Source organism: Actinomadura sp. KC216, from assembly GCF_004348535.1.
Lineage (GTDB): Bacteria > Actinomycetota > Actinomycetes > Streptosporangiales > Streptosporangiaceae > Spirillospora.
This window is the reverse complement of the sequence record NZ_SMJX01000177.1, coordinates 1-16,967: the sequence shown is the minus strand read 5'-3', so window position 1 is coordinate 16,967 and position 16,967 is coordinate 1. Positions and strand designations below refer to the sequence as shown.

19 protein-coding genes are annotated in these 16,967 nt (G+C 73.5%); 12 read left to right on the top strand and 7 right to left on the bottom strand.

Features of this window, described 5'->3' with window-relative positions:
• From E1264_RS26710 to E1264_RS26695, 4 genes are all read right to left on the bottom strand, one after another.
• On the bottom strand, nucleotides 1–498 hold a 498-nt coding region (locus tag E1264_RS26710; RefSeq protein ID WP_132178196.1), incomplete at its 3' end, for a TIGR03086 family metal-binding protein.
• 76 nt (nucleotides 499–574) lie between these two features.
• Nucleotides 575–1,192 (bottom strand): DUF305 domain-containing protein, encoded by a 618-nt coding sequence (locus E1264_RS26705; protein ID WP_132178195.1) that lies wholly within the window; start codon nucleotides 1,190–1,192, stop codon nucleotides 575–577.
• On the bottom strand, nucleotides 1,189–1,794 hold the full coding sequence (locus tag E1264_RS26700; RefSeq protein WP_132178194.1) for a DUF3105 domain-containing protein: 606 nt from the start codon (nucleotides 1,792–1,794) through the stop codon (nucleotides 1,189–1,191). The genes E1264_RS26705 and E1264_RS26700 overlap by 4 nt, the downstream gene beginning before the upstream one ends.
• Before the next feature lie 104 nt (nucleotides 1,795–1,898).
• On the bottom strand, nucleotides 1,899–2,345 hold the full coding sequence (locus E1264_RS26695) for a hypothetical protein (protein WP_132178193.1): 447 nt from the start codon (nucleotides 2,343–2,345) through the stop codon (nucleotides 1,899–1,901).
• A gap of 275 nt (nucleotides 2,346–2,620) precedes the next feature.
• Between E1264_RS26695 and E1264_RS26690 the strand changes: the two genes are divergently transcribed.
• The 7 genes from E1264_RS26690 to E1264_RS26660 all read left to right on the top strand — a co-directional run bounded on the left by E1264_RS26690 (nucleotide 2,621) and on the right by E1264_RS26660 (nucleotide 10,009).
• Nucleotides 2,621–3,895: a replication-associated recombination protein A gene (locus E1264_RS26690; RefSeq protein ID WP_243711188.1), complete on the top strand. Its 1,275-nt coding sequence runs from the start codon at nucleotides 2,621–2,623 to the stop codon at nucleotides 3,893–3,895.
• A gap of 107 nt (nucleotides 3,896–4,002) precedes the next feature.
• Nucleotides 4,003–4,497 carry a DUF948 domain-containing protein gene (locus E1264_RS26685; RefSeq protein WP_132178192.1) on the top strand — a complete coding sequence of 165 codons (495 nt, stop codon included), beginning with the start codon at nucleotides 4,003–4,005 and terminating at the stop codon, nucleotides 4,495–4,497.
• A complete protein-coding gene (locus tag E1264_RS26680; protein ID WP_132178191.1) occupies nucleotides 4,494–4,838 on the top strand; it encodes a hypothetical protein in 345 nt (114 codons plus the stop codon). The genes E1264_RS26685 and E1264_RS26680 overlap by 4 nt, the downstream gene beginning before the upstream one ends.
• 2 nt (nucleotides 4,839–4,840) lie before the next feature.
• The gene (gene alaS, locus E1264_RS26675; protein ID WP_132178190.1) at nucleotides 4,841–7,510 is read left to right on the top strand and encodes an alanine--tRNA ligase; all 2,670 of its coding nucleotides are present in this window, start codon (nucleotides 4,841–4,843) and stop codon (nucleotides 7,508–7,510) included.
• A 56-nt stretch (nucleotides 7,511–7,566) separates the two neighbouring features.
• Nucleotides 7,567–8,025 (top strand): Holliday junction resolvase RuvX, encoded by a 459-nt coding sequence (ruvX, locus tag E1264_RS26670; protein WP_132178189.1) that lies wholly within the window; start codon nucleotides 7,567–7,569, stop codon nucleotides 8,023–8,025.
• Complete coding sequence (mltG, locus tag E1264_RS26665; protein ID WP_132178188.1) at nucleotides 8,022–9,182, top strand: endolytic transglycosylase MltG; 1,161 nt, start codon at nucleotides 8,022–8,024, stop codon at nucleotides 9,180–9,182. The genes ruvX and mltG overlap by 4 nt, the downstream gene beginning before the upstream one ends.
• Before the next feature lie 8 nt (nucleotides 9,183–9,190).
• Nucleotides 9,191–10,009 carry a shikimate dehydrogenase gene (locus E1264_RS26660; protein ID WP_132178197.1) on the top strand — a complete coding sequence of 273 codons (819 nt, stop codon included), beginning with the start codon at nucleotides 9,191–9,193 and terminating at the stop codon, nucleotides 10,007–10,009.
• Between the two features lie 16 nt (nucleotides 10,010–10,025).
• Here the strand turns inward: E1264_RS26660 and E1264_RS26655 are convergent, their stop codons facing one another.
• On the bottom strand, nucleotides 10,026–11,444 hold the full coding sequence (locus tag E1264_RS26655; protein ID WP_165964396.1) for a prenyltransferase/squalene oxidase repeat-containing protein: 1,419 nt from the start codon (nucleotides 11,442–11,444) through the stop codon (nucleotides 10,026–10,028).
• A gap of 172 nt (nucleotides 11,445–11,616) precedes the next feature.
• Between E1264_RS26655 and E1264_RS26650 the strand changes: the two genes are divergently transcribed.
• Nucleotides 11,617–12,315: a hypothetical protein gene (locus E1264_RS26650; RefSeq protein WP_165964395.1), complete on the top strand. Its 699-nt coding sequence runs from the start codon at nucleotides 11,617–11,619 to the stop codon at nucleotides 12,313–12,315.
• On the opposite strand, the gene E1264_RS26645 is transcribed toward E1264_RS26650, so the two are convergent.
• Both E1264_RS26645 and E1264_RS43715 read right to left on the bottom strand, forming a co-directional pair.
• A complete protein-coding gene (locus E1264_RS26645) occupies nucleotides 12,255–13,289 on the bottom strand; it encodes a PfkB family carbohydrate kinase (protein ID WP_132178185.1) in 1,035 nt (344 codons plus the stop codon). The two genes, E1264_RS26650 and E1264_RS26645, sit on opposite strands and share 61 nt — an antisense overlap.
• Nucleotides 13,286–13,780: an NUDIX domain-containing protein gene (locus tag E1264_RS43715; RefSeq protein ID WP_165964394.1), complete on the bottom strand. Its 495-nt coding sequence runs from the start codon at nucleotides 13,778–13,780 to the stop codon at nucleotides 13,286–13,288. Before E1264_RS43715 ends, E1264_RS26645 begins: the two co-directional genes overlap by 4 nt.
• Nucleotides 13,781–14,331: 551 nt before the next feature.
• Between E1264_RS43715 and infC the strand changes: the two genes are divergently transcribed.
• The 4 genes from infC (at nucleotide 14,332) to E1264_RS26620 (ending at nucleotide 16,630) form a co-directional block, all read left to right on the top strand.
• On the top strand, nucleotides 14,332–14,883 hold the full coding sequence (infC, locus tag E1264_RS26635) for a translation initiation factor IF-3 (RefSeq protein ID WP_207936254.1): 552 nt from the start codon (nucleotides 14,332–14,334) through the stop codon (nucleotides 14,881–14,883).
• A gap of 228 nt (nucleotides 14,884–15,111) precedes the next feature.
• The gene (gene rpmI / locus E1264_RS26630) at nucleotides 15,112–15,306 is read left to right on the top strand and encodes a 50S ribosomal protein L35 (protein WP_132178183.1); all 195 of its coding nucleotides are present in this window, start codon (nucleotides 15,112–15,114) and stop codon (nucleotides 15,304–15,306) included.
• A 69-nt stretch (nucleotides 15,307–15,375) separates the two neighbouring features.
• On the top strand, nucleotides 15,376–15,756 hold the full coding sequence (gene rplT / locus E1264_RS26625; protein WP_131967131.1) for a 50S ribosomal protein L20: 381 nt from the start codon (nucleotides 15,376–15,378) through the stop codon (nucleotides 15,754–15,756).
• A gap of 34 nt (nucleotides 15,757–15,790) precedes the next feature.
• Nucleotides 15,791–16,630 (top strand): RNA methyltransferase, encoded by an 840-nt coding sequence (locus tag E1264_RS26620; RefSeq protein ID WP_132178182.1) that lies wholly within the window; start codon nucleotides 15,791–15,793, stop codon nucleotides 16,628–16,630.
• The last annotated feature ends 337 nt before the right edge of the window (nucleotides 16,631–16,967 follow it).

Below are 16,967 nucleotides of genomic sequence, written 5' to 3'. Positions count from 1 at the left end.
GGGTGGGGCTAGTAGGCCCTTGGCTCTTAGGGGCGCTGAGACTACCTGGGCGGTGGCGAAGGCGTGGTGGACGAGGTCCGGGTCCAGGTGTGACGGCTGGTGCGTCGCCTGGGCCAGGTCCCAGGAGTGGACGAGCGGCTCCAGGATGTAGGCCTCCAGGTAGTCGGCCAGCGGCAGGTGGCCCAGGGCGCCGAAGGGGATGGGGGTCCGCAGGGCGTCCGGGGTGAGTGCGGCGGCGCATTCCTTGCGGGCCGCGCGCCAGCTCATCAGGACGTCGTCCGGGACGAACCGGGCCGGGTCGCGGCCGACGTCCGGAAGGGGCTCCCCGGTGGCCAGGGCCTGGACGAGGTGCTGCCCGCCGGTGACATGGCCGGCGACGTCCAGGGCGGTCCACCCCGCGCAGGGCGACGGCGCGTCCCAGCCGTCCGGGGAGACGCCGGCGACCAGGCCCTCGAACAGGTCGAGGGCCCGGTGGTAGCCGCTGAGGTTCTGAGCCATCTGGTCAGTGACGCGCGATCCGACCGGCCTGTCAAGCGCTATTGCGAAGGTCACCTGCCTCCACCGGCGGAGCGCGTCAGGCCGCCGGGCCGCCGCGCTCGCGGAGCATCTCGTTCATCAAGGTGATCTCGGAGCGCTGGCCGTCCACCATCGTGCGGGCCAGGCGGCGGACCCGGTCGTGGTCGGTGCGGGCCAGCACCGCCTCGGCCATGGCGACGCCGCCGCGGTGGTGGGCGGTCATCAGGCGCAGGTACAGGATCTCGGCGGCGCTGCCGGACGCCTTCTCCAGGTCGGCGAGCTGCTCCCGCGTCGCCATGCCCGGCATCGTGCCGGGCCGCTGGTGGCCGCCGTGCCCCGACATCCACCGCATGGCACCCGCGGGGTCGGCCTTGGGGAGGCCCCACTCGTCCAGCCAGGCCGTCATCATGCCGATCTGCGCGGACTGGGTGTTGATGATGTCGTAGGCCAGGAGGCGGACGTCCTGGTCGTCGGTCCGGTCGCGGACGATGAACGACATCCGCACCGCCTGCGCGTGGTGGGAGCTCATGTCGCGGGCGAACCCCGCCTCCGGGCCGTCCGTGCCGGGCTCGCCCGCCCGGGACAGGGTGAGCGCCACCAGCGCCGCGCCGGTGACGAGGACGAGGGCGGCGAGGACGACGGCCACGCGCCGCCCCCGCCCCGCCTCTGGTGTCACGGCGTGTCCTTCCCGCCGTCGCACGGCGCGCCCGGTTCGGGCGTCTGCGGGCCCTTCACGAAGGCGCGCAGGAACTGGTCGGCGCGCTTGTCGGAGGCGTCCTGGAGCTTGAGCTGGCGGCCCCAGGCGGTCAGCACGATCGGGGCGTCCAGCGACGGGTACGGGCTCAGGAACGTGTAGTCGGTGCCGGTGACCTTGGCCTTGAGGGCGTCGAGCTGCGCGGCGGGCAGGCCGGGACGGTAGGCGAACCAGACGGCGCCGTGCTCCAGGGAGTGGACGGCGTTCTCGTTGCGCAGCGGTGTGTCGTACACGCGGCCGTTGCAGTTGTGCCAGGCGGCGTCGTGGTCGCCGCCCATGGGCGGGTCGGTGTCGTACTTGACCGTGCTCGTGGTGTGGTCGCGGCTCAGGCCGTCCTTGGTGACCATGCCCGCGATGGACTCGTCCGCCGACGACGGCCTGGACTGCATGAACGCGTAGCCGATGACGACGGTCGCGACCACGCCGATCAGGGTGAAGAAGGCGATGACGCCCCACGGTGTCTCGCGCTGCGTGAGCGCGTTCTTGGTCTTGCGTGCGTTCTTGTTGCGGGCGCTCTTGGACATGGGAGCGGTCCTCTCGGTGTTGTGGCTGGATGTCGGACAAAAGGGCAGCGCCGCATCGCGACAGACGTCGATACGGCGGATGCGGCGGCCTTACGGCCGGTCCGTCACAGCCGGAGCACCTGGAGAGGGGGCGGGAACGCGGGGGCGGACGCGCCCGCGGCGGGCCGGACGGGCGTCCAGCCGGTCCGGGCGGGCAGCCGCGTCGCCGGGCGGCGCAGCGCGAGCGCCAGGCCGAGCAGGACGAGGGTGAACAGGGCGGCCAGGCACAGGCATGCGTCCAGCGGCGGCGCGGGCCGGTCGTCCAGCGGCGCTGTCAATACCGTGTCAGAGAGGCTGTGAAGGCCGTGGAGCGCCGAACCCCCAGGGCCGGGAGTGTGGTGGCCGGTCACGGCGGACGCGGCGGCCACGGGGACGCTCACGGCGTGCTCGGTGCACAGGCGCTCCACCGGGCCGTGCCGCAGCCCGTAGCTGAAGATCAGCCCGCCCACGACGAAGAGCACCACGAGCAGCCCTGCCGGCCCGTGGCGCCTGCGCGGGGTCGTACCGGACACCGTCACGCTCCTGAATGCGACATTCGCGCCGTTCCAACGCGGGAGCCGGGCCCCAGGTTCCCACGTTCCGGGGCCCGGCGGCGGAGGCCGGTGCGTCCGGGGATGTCGGCGCCGCGAGATAGTGTCGGAGCGTGACCAGCAGGGCGGAATCGGGCGAGCCGGAGGGCCTTTTCGACGCGCCCGTCCCGGAGCGCGGGCCGGCGCAGACAGCGGCGGCCGCCCCGGCCCAGGCAGCGGCCGGCGGGGGAGACGTGCGGCAGCCGCTCGCCGTGCGGATGCGTCCCCGCGCGCTGGACGAGGTCGTCGGCCAGGCCCATCTGCTCGGCCCCGGCACCCCGATCCGCCAGCTCGTCGACCGGGACGTGCCGATGTCGCTCGTCCTGTGGGGCCCGCCCGGCACCGGCAAGACGACCCTCGCCACCGTCGTCAGCCACGTCACGTCCCGGCGGTTCGTGGAGATCTCCGCGGTCAGCGACGGCGTCAAGCGCGTCCGCGCCGAGATCGACCTGGCGCGCCGCGAGCTCGGCATGGCCGGTCGGCAGACGGTCCTGTTCGTCGACGAGGTCCACCGGTTCAACAAGGCCCAGCAGGACGCGCTGCTCCCCGCCGTGGAGAACCGCTGGGTGTCGTTCATCGGCGCCACCACCGAGAACCCGTTCTTCTCCGTCATCAGCCCGCTGCTGTCGCGGTCGCTGCTGCTGACCCTGGAGCCGCTCGGCGAGGACGACCTGCGCGAGGTCATCCACCGGGCGCTCGCCGAGGAGCGCGGCCTGGGCGGCGCCGTGACCCTCGACGCCGCCGCCGAGGACCACCTCGTCCGGCTGGCCGGGGGCGACGCCCGCCGCGCCCTCACCTACCTGGAGGCCGCCTCGCTCGTCGTCGACGACGGCGGCGCGATCGACGTCGGCGTCCTGGAGAAGGCCGTCGACCGGGCCGCCGTCCGCTACGACCGCGAGGGCGACCAGCACTACGACGTCATCAGCGCGTTCATCAAGAGCATCCGCGGCAGCGACCCCGACGCCGCCCTGCACTACCTGGCCCGCATGATCGAGGCGGGGGAGGACCCGCGGTTCATCGCCCGGCGGCTGATCGTCCACGCCAGCGAGGACGTCGGCATGGCCGACCCGACCGCCCTGCAGACCGCGGTCGCCGCGGCGCAGGCGGTGGAGTTCGTCGGCCTGCCCGAGGCCCGCATCAACCTCGCCCAGGCGGTGATCCACCTCGCCCTGGCGCCCAAGTCGAACGCCGTCATCACGGCCGTCGACGAGGCGCTCGGCGACGTGCGCAAGGGCCTGGTCGGTCCCGTCCCCGGGCATCTGCGCGACGCGCACTACAAGGGCGCCGCGAAGATCGGGCACGGCGAAGGCTACAAATACGCGCACAATCACCCCGGCGGTGTGGTGAAACAGCAGTACGCTCCCGATTCGGTCGACGGGCGGGAGTACTATCGGCCGACGCGGCACGGCGCCGAGGCCCGGTTCACCGAGGTCCTCGCGCGGATACGGTCCGTCCTGCGCGGCCCGCCCGGCGAGGGACGCGGCCGCGGCTGATCGATCTTGTCCGCCCGGTGCTCCCGCCATGCGGTGCGGGGGACCGGTAAGGTCGATCAGGCCATGCCCGGCGCGGACAGCCGGAATCGCACGAACGGAAAGCCCTGATGCTCACTGGTGGACAGCTCGCAGGTCTCATCGTGGCCGTGTTCTGGGCCGTGCTCGTCACGTTCATCGCGCTCACCCTGCTGAGGCTCGCCCGGCTCCTCCGCGAGGCCGGCGACCTCGTCCGCGACATCGGCGACCAGGCGGGCCCCCTGATGGACGACATGACCCGCACGGTGCAGCGCGCCAACGAGCAGCTCGGCCGCACCGACGTCATCACCAAGCAGGTCGCCGGAGTCACCCAGAACGTCTCCGCCGTCACCACCGTCATGACCTCGGTGGTCGGCGGGCCGCTTGTGAAGGCCGCCGCGTTCTCCTACGGCGTCCGCAAGGCCCTTGCGAACCGCGACGACGACGCCGCCCACTCCGGCGACGCCCCGTCCCGGCAGGACCGTTCCCGCAGCGGCCGCTCCCGCGGTGGCCGGTCCCGCAACGGCCAGGCCCGGACCGCGCGGCCGGAGCTGCCGGCCCGCTCCTCGGGCAGGGGACGCAGATGAGGCGGCTGTTCTGGCTCACCGTCGGCGCGGGCGCCGGCGTCTACGTCTCGCACCGCGTCAAGCGCCGCGTCGTGCGGTTCACGCGGGCGTGGTCCCCGGAGGGCGTCGCGGCGCGCGCGGTGTCGACCGGGCAGGGCGCGAGTGAACGGCTGAGGCATTTCGCCTCCGACGTCCGTACGGAGATGAGGGCCCGCGAGGAGGAGCTGCGCGAGGCCGTCCGCATGGACCAGGCCCCGCCGGACGCCGAGCTCTCGCCACCTCGCCGGGTGCTGAGAGCGCGTTACACGATCATCGACCACATCGACCACGACACGACCGATCACGACAAGGATGGCCACTGATCATGGAGTCGGCAGAGGTGGCACGCCGCTTCCTCACGTTCTTCGAGGAGCGCGGGCACACGGTGGTGCCCTCGGCCAGCCTGGTCGCCGAGGACCCGACCCTCCTGCTGGTCAACGCCGGCATGGTCCCGTTCAAGCCGTACTTCCTCGGCCAGCGCACCCCCCCGTCCCCGCGGATGACCAGCGCCCAGAAGTGCGTGCGGACGCCCGACATCGAAGAGGTCGGCAAGACCACCCGGCACGCCACGTTCTTCCAGATGCTGGGCAACTTCTCCATCGGCGACTACTTCAAGGAGCAGGCGATCCCGTTCGCCTGGGAGCTGCTGACCCGGTCCCGGGACGACGGCGGCTTCGGGTTCCCCGAAGAGAAGCTCTGGGTGACGGTCTTCACCGACGACGATGAGGCCGCCGACCTCTGGCACAACAAGGTCGGCGTCCCCACCGACCGCATCCAGCGGCGCGGCATGGAGGACAACTTCTGGTCGATGGGCGTCCCCGGCCCGTGCGGGCCGTGCTCGGAGATCTACTACGACCGGGGCCCCGAGTACGGCCGCGAGGGCGGCCCCGTCGCCGACGAGGACCGCTACCTCGAAGTGTGGAACCTCGTCTTCATGCAGTACGAGCGGGGCCCGGGCGAGAGCAAGACCGACTTCCCGATCCTCGGCGACCTGCCCGCCAAGAACATCGACACCGGCATGGGCCTGGAGCGCATGGCGGCGATCCTTCAGGGCGTCGACAACATCTACGAGACCGACACCCTGTGGCGCGTCCTCGACCGCGCCGCGGACCTGACCGGCGCCCGCTACGGCCGCGACCACCGCGCGGACGTGTCGCTGCGCGTCATCGCCGACCACGTCCGCAGCGGGACGATGATGGTCGCCGACGGCATCCGCCCCTCCAACGAGGGCCGCGGCTACGTCCTGCGCCGCATCCTGCGCCGCTCCATCCGCAACCTCCGCCTCCTCGGCGGCGAGAACGCGGGCCTCATGCACGAGCTGACCGCCGTCGCGATCGCCGCGATGGGCGAGCAGTACCCCGAGCTGGTCCGCACCGCCGCGAACATCCACACGGTCATCGACGCCGAGGAGGACTCCTTCCTCCAGACGCTCCGCACCGGCACCGCCATCTTCGACACCGCCGTCGAGGAGACCCGCCGGTCGGGCGGCGCGACCCTCGCGGGCGAGCAGGCGTTCAAGCTCCACGACACCTACGGCTTCCCGATCGACCTGACGCTGGAGATGGCGTCCGAACAGGGCCTCCAGGTGGACGAGGAAGGCTTCCGCCGCCTCATGCGCGAGCAGCGGGAGCGCGCCAAGAAGGACGCCCGCGACAAGCGCACCGGCAACCTGGACGTGTCCGTCCTCGACGAGCTGCTCACCGGCGCCGGCGGCCAGGTCGACTTCATCGGCTACCGGCACCTGCTCGGCGACGCCCGCCTGGTCGGGCTCCTGGTCAACGGCGCCAACGCGCCCGCGGCGGGGGAGGGTACGGAGGTCGAGGTCGTCCTCGACCGCACCCCGTTCTACGCCGAGGGCGGCGGGCAGCTCGCCGACCACGGCGTGATCAGGCTCGGCAACGGCGCCGTCATCGAGGTCACGGACGTGCAGTCGCCGCTCGCGGGCCTCATCGTGCACCGCGGCCGCGTCGTCGGCGGCGAGGCGCAGGCCGGCGACTCCGCGCACGCCGAGGTGGACGTGGAGCGCCGCCGGGCGATCTCCCGCTCGCACACCGCGACCCACCTGGTGCACGCCGGGTTCCGCCGCGCGCTCGGCGAGTCCGCGGCGCAGGCCGGGTCGGAGAACTCGCCGGGCCGGTTCCGGTTCGACTTCACCGCGTCCGGCGCCGTCCCGCCGAGCGTGCTCCGCGACGTCGAGGACGAGGTCAACGAGGTCCTGGTCGGCGACCTGGACGTCCGCGCGTTCCACACCTCGATCGACGAGGCCCGCGCGATGGGCGCGCTCGCGCTGTTCGGCGAGAAGTACGGCGACGAGGTCCGCGTGGTCGAGGTCGGCGACTACTCCCGCGAGCTGTGCGGCGGCACGCACGTCGCCCGCTCCGGGCAGCTCGGCCTGATCAAGGTGCTGGGCGAGTCGTCCATCGGCGCCGGGGTCCGCCGGGTCGAGGCGCTCGTCGGGATCGACGCGTTCCGGTTCCTGGCGCGCGAGAGCGTCCTGGTGGCGCAGCTCGCCGAGCAGATGAAGGCCCGCAAGGAGGAGCTGCCCGAGCGGATCTCGGGCGTCGTCACGCGGCTCAGGGACGCGGAGAAGGAGCTGGAGAAGCTCCGCTCCCAGCAGGTCCTCGCCATCGCGGGGTCGCTCGCCGACACCGCCAAGGACGTCGGCGGCATCGCGTTCGTCGGGCACCGCGCCCCGGACGGCACCGGCGCCGACGACCTGCGCAAGCTCGCCGTCGACGTCCGCGGCCGTCTGACCTCCAGGCCCGCTGTGGTCATGGTCGCCGGGGTGCCGAAGGACCGTCCCGTCGTGGTCGTCGCCGTCACCCAGGGCGCCCGCGACCGGGGCCTGAAGGCGGGCGGGCTCGTCGGGCTCGCCGCGAAGGCGCTCGGCGGGGGCGGCGGAGGCAAGGACGACCTCGCGCAGGGCGGCGGGGCGAACCCGGCCGCCATGGGCGACGCCCTCGCCGCGGTCGAACAGGCCGTAGGGGCCGCGTGAGCCCGGGATTTCGGGGCAAGGACACCGGGACCGGCCCGCCGAGCGGGGGCGAGGCGATGAGGCAGGGGACCCGGCTGGGGATCGATGTGGGGAGTGTCCGGATCGGGGTCGCGCGCTGCGACCCCGGCGGGATCCTCGCGTCGCCGCTGGAGACCGTGAAGAGCGGCAAGGGCGACATCGACCGGATCGTGGCGCTCGTCGCCGAGCACCAGGCGATCGAGGTCGTCGTGGGCCTGCCGACGTCGCTGTCGGGCCGCGAGGGCCCGGCGGCGGAGGCGGCCCGCGGGTTCGCGGCCAGGCTCGCCGACCGGCTGCCACCGGGCGCGGTCCGGCTGCACGACGAGCGGCTCACCACCGTGACGGCGGAGAGCGGCCTGCGCGCCGGGGGCGTGCACGGCAGGGCGCGGCGGGCGGTCGTCGATCAGGCGGCCGCGACCGTCCTGCTCCAGGCGGCCCTCGACGCGGAACGGTTGACTGGACGTCCCCCAGGCGAGATCGTCCGGGGAAGCTCATGAACGACTTGGACCTCTTCTCAGACCCGTACGGGGACGGCCGCCAGTACGACGAGCGCCACGGCCGGCGCGACCAGCGCCGCGTCCGCAAGCGCCAGAAGCGCCGCAGGCGCAACGGCCGCGCCGCCGCCCTGTTCGCCATGGCGTTCCTGGTCGCGGTGTTCGGCACCGGCGGTGTCCTTGGGTACGCGTGGCTGGACGACAAGCGCCACCCGCCCGACTACGACGGCCAGGGCTCGGGGAAGGTCACCGTCCAGATCAAGGACGGCGCCTCCGGCTCGCAGATCGGGGCGACGCTGGAGGAGCACCGCGTGGTGAAGAGCTCCCGCGCGTTCGTGCAGGCGTACACGAAGGAGACGCGCGCCTCCAGCATCCAGCCGGGCTTCTACCAGATGCGGCTGAGGATGTCGTCGGCCGCGGCGATGGCGCTGCTGCTGGACCCGAAGTCCCGGGCGGGCAACCAGATCACGATCCCGGAGGGCCGCCGCGCCATCGAGACCTACGAGCTGCTGGCGAAGAAGACCGGCATCTCGGTCAAGGAGTTCCAGGCCGCCGCGAAGAAGCCCGAAGCGCTCGGCCTGCCCGCGTACGCGAAGGGCAAGGTGGAGGGGTACCTCTACCCGGGACGCTACGACCTCGACCCGAACGGCTCGGCGGAGCAGATCCTCAAGCAGATGGTCACCCGCTTCAACGAGGAGGCGGAGAGCGTCGACCTGGCCGGGAAGGCCCGCGAGGCGGGCATGAACCCGGCGAAGGTCATCACGCTGGCCAGCCTCGTCCAGGCGGAGGGCGGCAAGCCCAGCGACCTGCCGAAGATCTCCCAGGTGATCTACAACCGGGTGGAGAAGGGCATGCCGCTCCAGTTCGACACCACCGTCCTGTACGCGCTGAACAAGCGGACGCTGACCGTCACGAACCAGGACCTTCAGGTCGACTCGCCCTACAACACCTACAAGCACAAGGGCCTGCCGCCCGGCCCGATCGCCAGCCCCGGGCCGGAGGCCATCGAGGCGGCGCTCAACCCGGAGCGGGGGACGTGGCTGTTCTTCATCGCCACCGACCCCACCAACAAGATCACCGAGTTCGCCACGACGGAGGAAGAGCGGGTACGGCTGGAGAAGAAGTTCCGCGCGTGGCAGAAGGCGCACCCGGGCCAGTGACAGAAGAGATGCGGCGCGCTGCCGTATTGGGCTCGCCGATCGCGCATTCGCTGTCGCCGGTGCTGCACCGCGCGGCGTACGCGGCCATGGGCCTGGACGGCTGGACCTACGACGCCGTCGAGTGCGGCGAGGACGGCCTGTCCGGGCTCCTGGACGGCCTCGGCCCCGAATGGGCGGGCCTGTCGCTGACGATGCCGCTCAAGCGGGTCGCGCTCGGCCTGGTCGACACGGTGTCGGACCTGGCGGTGCGGGTCGGCGGCGCCAACACGATCGTCCTGCGGGACGGGCGGCGGCACGGCGACAACACCGACGTGCACGGCATCGTGACGGCGCTGACCGAGGCGGGCGTGAAGGCGCCCTCGTCCGCGCTGGTCCTCGGCGGCGGCGCGACGGCGGCGTCCGCGCTGGCCGCGCTCGCCGGGCTCGGGACCGAGCAGGCCGTCCTCGCCGCCCGCACACCCGAGCGCGCCGCCGAGGCCGCGCAGGTGGGGGAGCGGTTCGGGCTCGCGGTGCGGGTCGTCCCGCTCGGCTCGGCGACCGCGCACCTGCCCGCCGAACTGGTGGTCTCGACGCTGCCCGGGCGGGCCGCGGACCCGTTCGCCGGGCCGGTCGCCGCGTCCGGCGCGGCCCTGTTCGACGTGGTGTACGCGCCGTGGCCGACGGCGCTCGCGGCGGCGGTCGAGAAGGCCGGCGGGACGGTGGTCGGCGGCTTCGCGATGCTGCTGCACCAGGCCGTCCGGCAGGTGGTCCTGATGACCGGCCGCGAGGACGTCCCCGTCGAGGCGATGCGCGCGGCGGGCGAGGCGGAGCTGGCCCGCCGCTCCTGACGCTCCCCCGACCCGGTCAGGACGGGGGGCCGCGCTGGGTGCGGCGCCGCCGCATCGACTCGCTGAAGCCGGTGAGGATGACCGGCAGGATCACGCTCAGCCAGAAGTCCTTCCAGCCCCACACGCCGGCCGCGACGCCGAACGCGCTGCACAGGCACACCAGGATCAGCAGCAACGCCGCCCAGTGCCGCCGGGCGAACCGCACCGGATCGACGAGCCGGCGGTGCGGCAGCAGGTCGGCCAGCGGACGTTCGCGGGCATGGGAGCGCTGCACGACCGTGGCGTCCGGCAGCCAGTGCACGACGTCGGCGCGCCCCGCGAGCGGGATCCGGGCGAGCGCGATCAGCGTCTCCAGCCGCCACCACAGCGTCCACAGCGACGTCCGGCCGCTGCCCGGGGAGCCGGTCCAGCGCGGGCCGCCGACCTCGCCGCGGACCAGCGTCCCGAACGCGCGGGCGACCGCCGCGCCGTTCGGGCCGCGCGGGTCCCGCAGCAGCGCGGTCAGCGCGATCGGGAGCCCGTGGTGCCACAGCGCCAGCCGCCACACCGGCTTCGGCCCGGCGCCCTGCGCGGTGGCGCCGTGCGGCGAGACGTCGTAGGTCTCGATCCAGGTGTGCTCGTCGTCGGGGTCGAGGTTGGCCAGGAGCCAGTCGTAGGCGTCCAGCAGCCGCTCGGACCGCAGGTCCGGACGCGCCTCCGCCAGCGTCACCAGCGCGAACGCGGTGTGGGTGACGGTCGGGCCGGACGCCTGCGTCGGCCCCCAGCCGGGGCGGTGCGCGGTCCGGTCCGCCGTCAGCCACTCCACGCCCCGGTCGACCGCCGGGTCGTAGGGGTTGAGCTGGCTGAGAGCGCGGAGCGCCAGGCACGTCAGCCACACCCGGGACGGGCAGCCGAGCAGCGAGCCCCAGCCGCCGTCCGGGTTCTGGTTGTGCAGCAGCCACTGGTAGGCGCGCCGCAGGTCGGGGGCGTCCTCGCGCAGGTCGCAGCGGGCGCGGGCCAGGAACCGCGCGATCCAGCCGGTCGCCTCCACGACCGGCATGCCGAGGCTGGTCTTGGTGGCCCAGCCGCCGTCGCGGGCCGCGTCCTGGGAGCTCGTCTGGCGGGCGGCGAGGAACGCCAGGCCGTCGTCGAAGTGCTCGAACGGGCGGCCCGCCTCCACGAACGCCAGCAGGCCGAGCGCCGTCGCGGTCGTGCCGGGCTCGGGCCGCGTCAGCTCGTGGTACCAGCCGCCGCCGGTGCCGAGGGCGGGCGCGTAGGCGTCGCGCAGGACGTCCAGCGACTCGTTCAGCCGGGTCTCGAGCACCGCCATGTCGATGACGGCCGCGTCCTCGTCCGGACGGGACGCGCCGCGCCGCAGCCGCGGCCCGGGCCGGGGCATGTCGGCGGGAGGGTCGGCGCGCGGCGCCGGTGCGGGAAGTCGGGGAGTCTGGTTCACGGTTCGGCCTTCTGCTCCTTTTGTGCCCGCAAAGTCGATCCCCGTACCCCTCGCGTCTGATGTCGCTATCCATGGCCGCACACAACCCTGGCGGCGAGGATCGCCCGCGCGGGCGCCGGGCACGCTGGAAAGGCGAGCGATTCCCGCGACCCCGTGAAGCTGGAGGAGAGGCTTGGCCGACCCGACGGCGTGGACCGCGCCCGTCCACGATTGCGTCCTGTGCCCGCCCCTGCGATTCCGGTTCAACGGCATGGCCGACCTGCCGGGGGAGTCCGGCGTCATCGCCCGCGACGCCGACTTCCTCCTGATGCCGGACGTGGCGCCGCTCGCGGAGGGGCACGTCCTGCTGGTGACCCGCGAGCACCACCAGTGCGCCGCCGCGTTCAGCCCGGCGCTGTGGGAGAGCGCCCTGCGATGGCGCGACCGCGTCGCCCGCCTCTACGACGGGGCCTACGGGACGCGCGAACTGCTGCTCTTCGAGCACGGCCCGGCGCGCTCCCAAGGCGGCGGCGCGTGCATCGACCACGCCCACTGGCACTTCCTGCCCGGAACACCCGGCGTGCGGACGATCGTGGAGGAGCGCGGCCTCCCCGGCGCGCCCGCCGACCACGCGGCACTGCGCGCGTACCTGCGCACCGGCCGCTCCTACCTCCTCGTCGAGGAGGACGGCGTCGCGACCGTCCATCCCGGGGACGGCGTCCGGAGCCAGTTCCTGCGCTGGGCGGTCACGGCCGCCGGGCAGAACGGGACGTGGCGCTGGCAGGAGACGTTCGGGCTTCCGGCCAGCAGGCGCCGCTTCCTGCGCACCCTTCAGGCGCTGCGCGGGGCGACGTCGGCCGCACCGGACGCCCCTCCCGACAGCCACCAGTAGAGCTCCGCCGCCGCCAGCCGGTCACCGAACCCGGCGCGCTCCACACCGTCCCCGTAGCCGGTCGGGTACTCCATCAGCAGCCCGTCCCGCTGGTACGCGAGGGCGTGCTCCAGCGACGTCTCGCCGAAGCGCAGCAGCCACAGCGGACGGCCCGGCACCGCCCGGTCCAGCGCCGGGAGCAGCTCCCGCACCTCGTGCGGCGACGACGGGCGCCCGAGCAGCCGCGCCAGCGTGGGCGCCTCGGAGATCACCAGGTCCGCCAGCGCCAGCATCGGCACGACGGCGTCCGCCGGGAGCCGCGCGTCGGCGTCGTGCGGGACGAGGTCGAACGCCACCCTCGTCCCCGCGTCGCGGGCGATCCGCGCCGCCGTGTGCAGCGCCTCCCGCGACACCGGGGACAGCAGCGAGTACCCGTCGGTGACCAGCACGTCCGCGGCCTCGATCCCGGCGGCGGCCGAGCGGACCTCCGCCGCGGTGAGGCGGCGCCCGGGCGGCTCGTCCTGGACGACCAGCAGCCGCACGCCCGCGCCCGCGCCCGGACGGTCGCGCAGCATCACCGAGACCCCGTTCGGCACGCCGGGCTCGACGCGCAGATGGTCGCCGGCCCCGATCCGCCGCAGCTCCCGGCGGATCGCCGGCGTGAAGTCGTCGTCGCCGACCTTGCCCAGCACGCCGACCCGCCGGAAGTAGCGCGTCGCGCTCCGGGCGAGGTTGACCGCCGTCCCGGCGACGATCGCCCGCGCCGGTGCGTAGGTGAGCCGGTCGGCATGCACGTCCGCGAACCTGACATCCGGCAGCGTCGCGCGGACCTCGATCCCCACGTCCCCGATGACGAACATGTCGAAGCGGCGCTCGTCCACGCCGTCGCCGCCGCCGTCAGCACGGCCGCCGCGGTCAACACCGTCCAGGCCGGGCCACTCCGCCGGCGACCGCGGCGAGACCGCGCCGCCCGCCGGTCCCTCGGGCGGGGTCACCCGGGCGCGAGCAGGAACGCCCGCATCACCGGACGCAGGCTCGGGATCAGGTCGTAGGCGCTCACCTCGGGCAGCGGTACCCAGGCGCAGCCGTCCAGATGGTCGCCGGTCTCCTGGTTCTCCAGGGTGGCGTCGAGCGTCACGGGCCTGCACCGCCGCGCCGCCGCCACCACGCGTATCTGGCCGCCGCCGGGCGCCGAGCGGTCGGGCATGAACCACTGCCACAGATGGAACGGCGGGCCGGGGTCGACCTTGAGGCCGACCTCCTCCCACACCTCGCGGCGGATGTGGTCGTCGAGGTCGAGGTCGTCCTCCACCTCCAGCCGCCCGCCGGGCACCTCCCAGCGGCCGGGATGGAACGGGTCGGACGCCGACTTGCGGACGAGCAGCAGCCGCCCGCCGGAGACGATGAACGCCTTCTGCGCGAACGCCAGGCCGATCGGCGGCAGGGCGGTGAGGGGGCCGGCTGCGCCGGCCTCGACCGAGGGCATCGCGGGAACAACCTCCCTTGGTGCCGGCCCCGCCGGGCGCCGAGCGGAGCTCGCTGGATGGCGGTGGGCGGGGGCTGGTGGACGGGCCGTCCTCGCTTCACGGTAACAAGCCGCGGCCGGGATGCCGAGAGGCCCGCCGGGCCCAAAGACCCGTCCGGCCCCGCCGCGCCCGGGAATGGGACGGGCGCCTCTCCTGTTGACGATGGTGGCGTACCCAACGCAGGTCCCGCGAGGACAGCCCCCGGCCTGGCGCACAGGCCCCCTACAGGTGGTAGTCTTTGAGGCCGACCGGCTCTGCGCGGGCGACCAAAAGGGAAGCACGCGCTGAGCGCACAAGCGGAGGCCACCTCCCACCTGACCGGCTGGCAGGCCGGTGGGTCTCGGTCCGGCGAACGGGCGCATCGTCGTCCGTCCTCGCCGTCGTCCCTGAGCGGCTCCGCCGTCCAGGGCGGCCGAAGGTGGCCCCGTACGTGAGTCGTGCGGGGCTTTTCTCGTGGAAGCCTTGGGTACGACCGGTCCAGCGAACGTGAGAACGGCCCCAAGGAGGTCCCATCAGCGCCGAACCGCGTATCAACGATCGCATTCGCGTGCCCGAGGTCCGTCTCGTCGGCCCGAACGGCGAACAGGTGGGCATCGTGCCCATCGCCAAGGCCCTTGAAATCGCGCGTGAGTCGGATCTCGACCTCGTCGAGGTGGCGCCCACCGCGCGCCCGCCCGTCGCCAGGCTCATGGACTACGGCAAGTTCAAGTACGAGTCCGCGATGAAGGCCCGGGAAGCGCGGAAGAACCAGGCGCACACGGTCATCAAGGAGATCAAGCTCCGCCCGAAGATCGACCCGCACGACTACGAGACCAAGAAGGGTCACGTGGTGCGGTTCCTGAAGGCCGGGGACAAGGTGAAGGTCACGATCATGTTCCGTGGTCGTGAGCAGTCCCGCCCCGAGCTCGGGTACCGGCTGCTGCAGCGGCTCGCCGACGACGTCGAGGACCTCGGCTTCGTCGAGTCGCGGCCCAAGCAGGACGGCCGGAACATGATCATGGTGATCGGTCCGCACAAGAAGAAGACCGCCCGCGGGCAGGAGACCGAAGCCGGCACCGCCTGAGGGTCGCCGGGACCGGCACGCGGCCGCGACGAGCCAGCCCGGCTCCGCGGCCTCGGGGGCGGTCCCACCTCCGCGTCCTCGCGCAGAGCGGGGTCGCGGCGCACGTACATTGAAGCCTGACCTGGCGCGTCCACGGACACGGAGCGGACGGACCCGTGCGGTGCGCCGATCAGGTGCGCCCCCGTGCCGTCCGCGCGGGGGCCGGGACAGAGGGAGACGACGGCGACCATGCCGAAGACCAAGACCCACAGCGGTGCCAAGAAGCGCTTCAAGCTGACCGGCTCCGGCAAGGTGATGCGCCGCCGCGCCAACCGCAACCACCTGCTCGAGCACAAGCCGTCCAAGCGGACCAGGCGGCTCAGCGGCCCGGCCGTGGTGGCCGACGCCGACGCGAAGAACATCAAGAAGCTGCTGCGCAAGTAGCACTCGACCAGGAACGTCAACGACCGGCCGAGGCCCGACGGCCCCGGCCCCCACGAAGGAGTTCAGCACGTGGCACGCGTGAAGCGGGCGGTCAACGCCGCCAAGAAGCGTCGGGTCGTCCTGGAGCGGTCGAGCGGCTACCGCGGTCAGCGTTCGCGCCTGTACCGCAAGGCCAAGGAGCAGCAGCTCCACTCGATGACCTACGCGTTCCGGGACCGCAAGGACCGCAAGGGCCAGTTCCGCCGGCTGTGGATCCAGCGGATCAACGCCGCGGCCCGCGCCAACGGGATCACCTACAACCGGTTCATCCAGGGCCTGAAGGCCGCGGACGTCGAGGTCGACCGGCGCATGCTCGCCGAGCTCGCCGTCAACGACGCGCCCGCGTTCGCCGCCCTGGTCAAGGTCGCCAAGGACGCGCTCCCGGCCGAGGGAAGCACGGAGGCCGCCTGATCCGGGTCTCCCGGACACGGGCGGGCGGAGCGATATGGCGGGCCGCGAGCTGACCTCCCTGCGATCACCGCGGGTGAAGGCCGCTCGCCGGCTCGCCAAACGCGCCTTCCGCCGCCGCGAGAACCGGTTCCTCGCCGAGGGGCCGCAGGCGGTGCGGGAGGCGCTGGAGATCCCCGGCGGTCTCGCCGAGCTGTTCACCACGGCCGAGGCGGAGGCCCGCCATCCCGACCTGGTCCTCGCCGCGGAGCGGGCGGGCGCGCCGGTGCTGCGCGTCAGCGGCGAGATCATGGCCGAGCTCGCGCAGACCGTCACCCCGCAGGGGCTGCTGGCGGTCTGCGGGTTCGTGGACGTCCCGCTGGGCAAGGCGCTGGAGCCGGGCCCGCGGCTGGTGACCGTCCTCGCGCACGTCCGCGATCCCGGCAACGCGGGCACGGTGCTGCGCACCGCCGACGCCGCCGGGTCGGAGGCCGTCGTGTTCACCGACGCGTCCGTCGACCCCTACAACGGCAAGTGCGTGCGCGCCTCCGCGGGGAGCCTGTTCCACCTGCCGGTCGTCGTCGGCCCGCGGTTCGACGAGCTCATCCCCGAGCTGAAGGCCGGCGGGCTCACCGTCCTCGCCGCGGACGGCGCGGGCGACCGCACCCTCGACGACGCCATCGACGGCGGGCTCCTCACGGGCCCCACCGCCTGGGTGTTCGGAAACGAGGCGTGGGGCCTGCCCGAGGAGATCCTCCGGCACGTGGACGAGGTCGTGCGGGTCCCGATCCACGGGCGCGCCGAGAGCCTGAACCTGGCGACGGCCGCGGCCGTATGCCTCTACGCGTCGGCGCGCGCCCAGCGCGGTTCCGGGGGCGGCGGCCGGCGCGGGACGTGACGTGACGGACGGCACGTGCCGCCGGTCACACCGGTCCTGTGCGATCCGTGATCGGATGGCCGCAATCGGTCGCCTGGAGCGCCGTCTTCCGACCGGTGAGCTGCGAAGATGGTCTGCGCGCGGACGGTCGGCCGGGGGGCGGGGCCGGGGCGCCGGACTCGTCCGCAGGTAGGAGCCGGAAACGGGCCGGGCGATGGATCCGCCCAGGTAGTCCCGGTGCTTACGGTGTTGATCAGTGCGTTGACCAGGCATGGCGACGATGCCGTGCAGAGTGGGGGCGAAGTGATGAGCGAGGACATCAGGCCGGCCAGGAGGGCGGGCCGGCGCGGTCCTGAGG

Coding starts and splice junctions, on each gene's coding strand:
- E1264_RS26700 (WP_132178194.1), bottom strand. CDS start 1,794: ATGTCCAAGAGCGCCCGCAACAAGAACGCACGCAAGACCAAGAACGCG.
- E1264_RS26690 (WP_243711188.1), top strand. CDS start 2,621: ATGCGTCCCCGCGCGCTGGACGAGGTCGTCGGCCAGGCCCATCTGCTC.
- E1264_RS26685 (WP_132178192.1), top strand. CDS start 4,003: ATGCTCACTGGTGGACAGCTCGCAGGTCTCATCGTGGCCGTGTTCTGG.
- E1264_RS26680 (WP_132178191.1), top strand. CDS start 4,494: ATGAGGCGGCTGTTCTGGCTCACCGTCGGCGCGGGCGCCGGCGTCTAC.
- alaS (WP_132178190.1), top strand. CDS start 4,841: ATGGAGTCGGCAGAGGTGGCACGCCGCTTCCTCACGTTCTTCGAGGAG.
- ruvX (WP_132178189.1), top strand. CDS start 7,567: ATGAGGCAGGGGACCCGGCTGGGGATCGATGTGGGGAGTGTCCGGATC.
- mltG (WP_132178188.1), top strand. CDS start 8,022: ATGAACGACTTGGACCTCTTCTCAGACCCGTACGGGGACGGCCGCCAG.
- E1264_RS26660 (WP_132178197.1), top strand. CDS start 9,191: ATGCGGCGCGCTGCCGTATTGGGCTCGCCGATCGCGCATTCGCTGTCG.
- E1264_RS43715 (WP_165964394.1), bottom strand. CDS start 13,780: ATGCCCTCGGTCGAGGCCGGCGCAGCCGGCCCCCTCACCGCCCTGCCG.
- rpmI (WP_132178183.1), top strand. CDS start 15,112: ATGCCGAAGACCAAGACCCACAGCGGTGCCAAGAAGCGCTTCAAGCTG.
- E1264_RS26620 (WP_132178182.1), top strand. CDS start 15,791: ATGGCGGGCCGCGAGCTGACCTCCCTGCGATCACCGCGGGTGAAGGCC.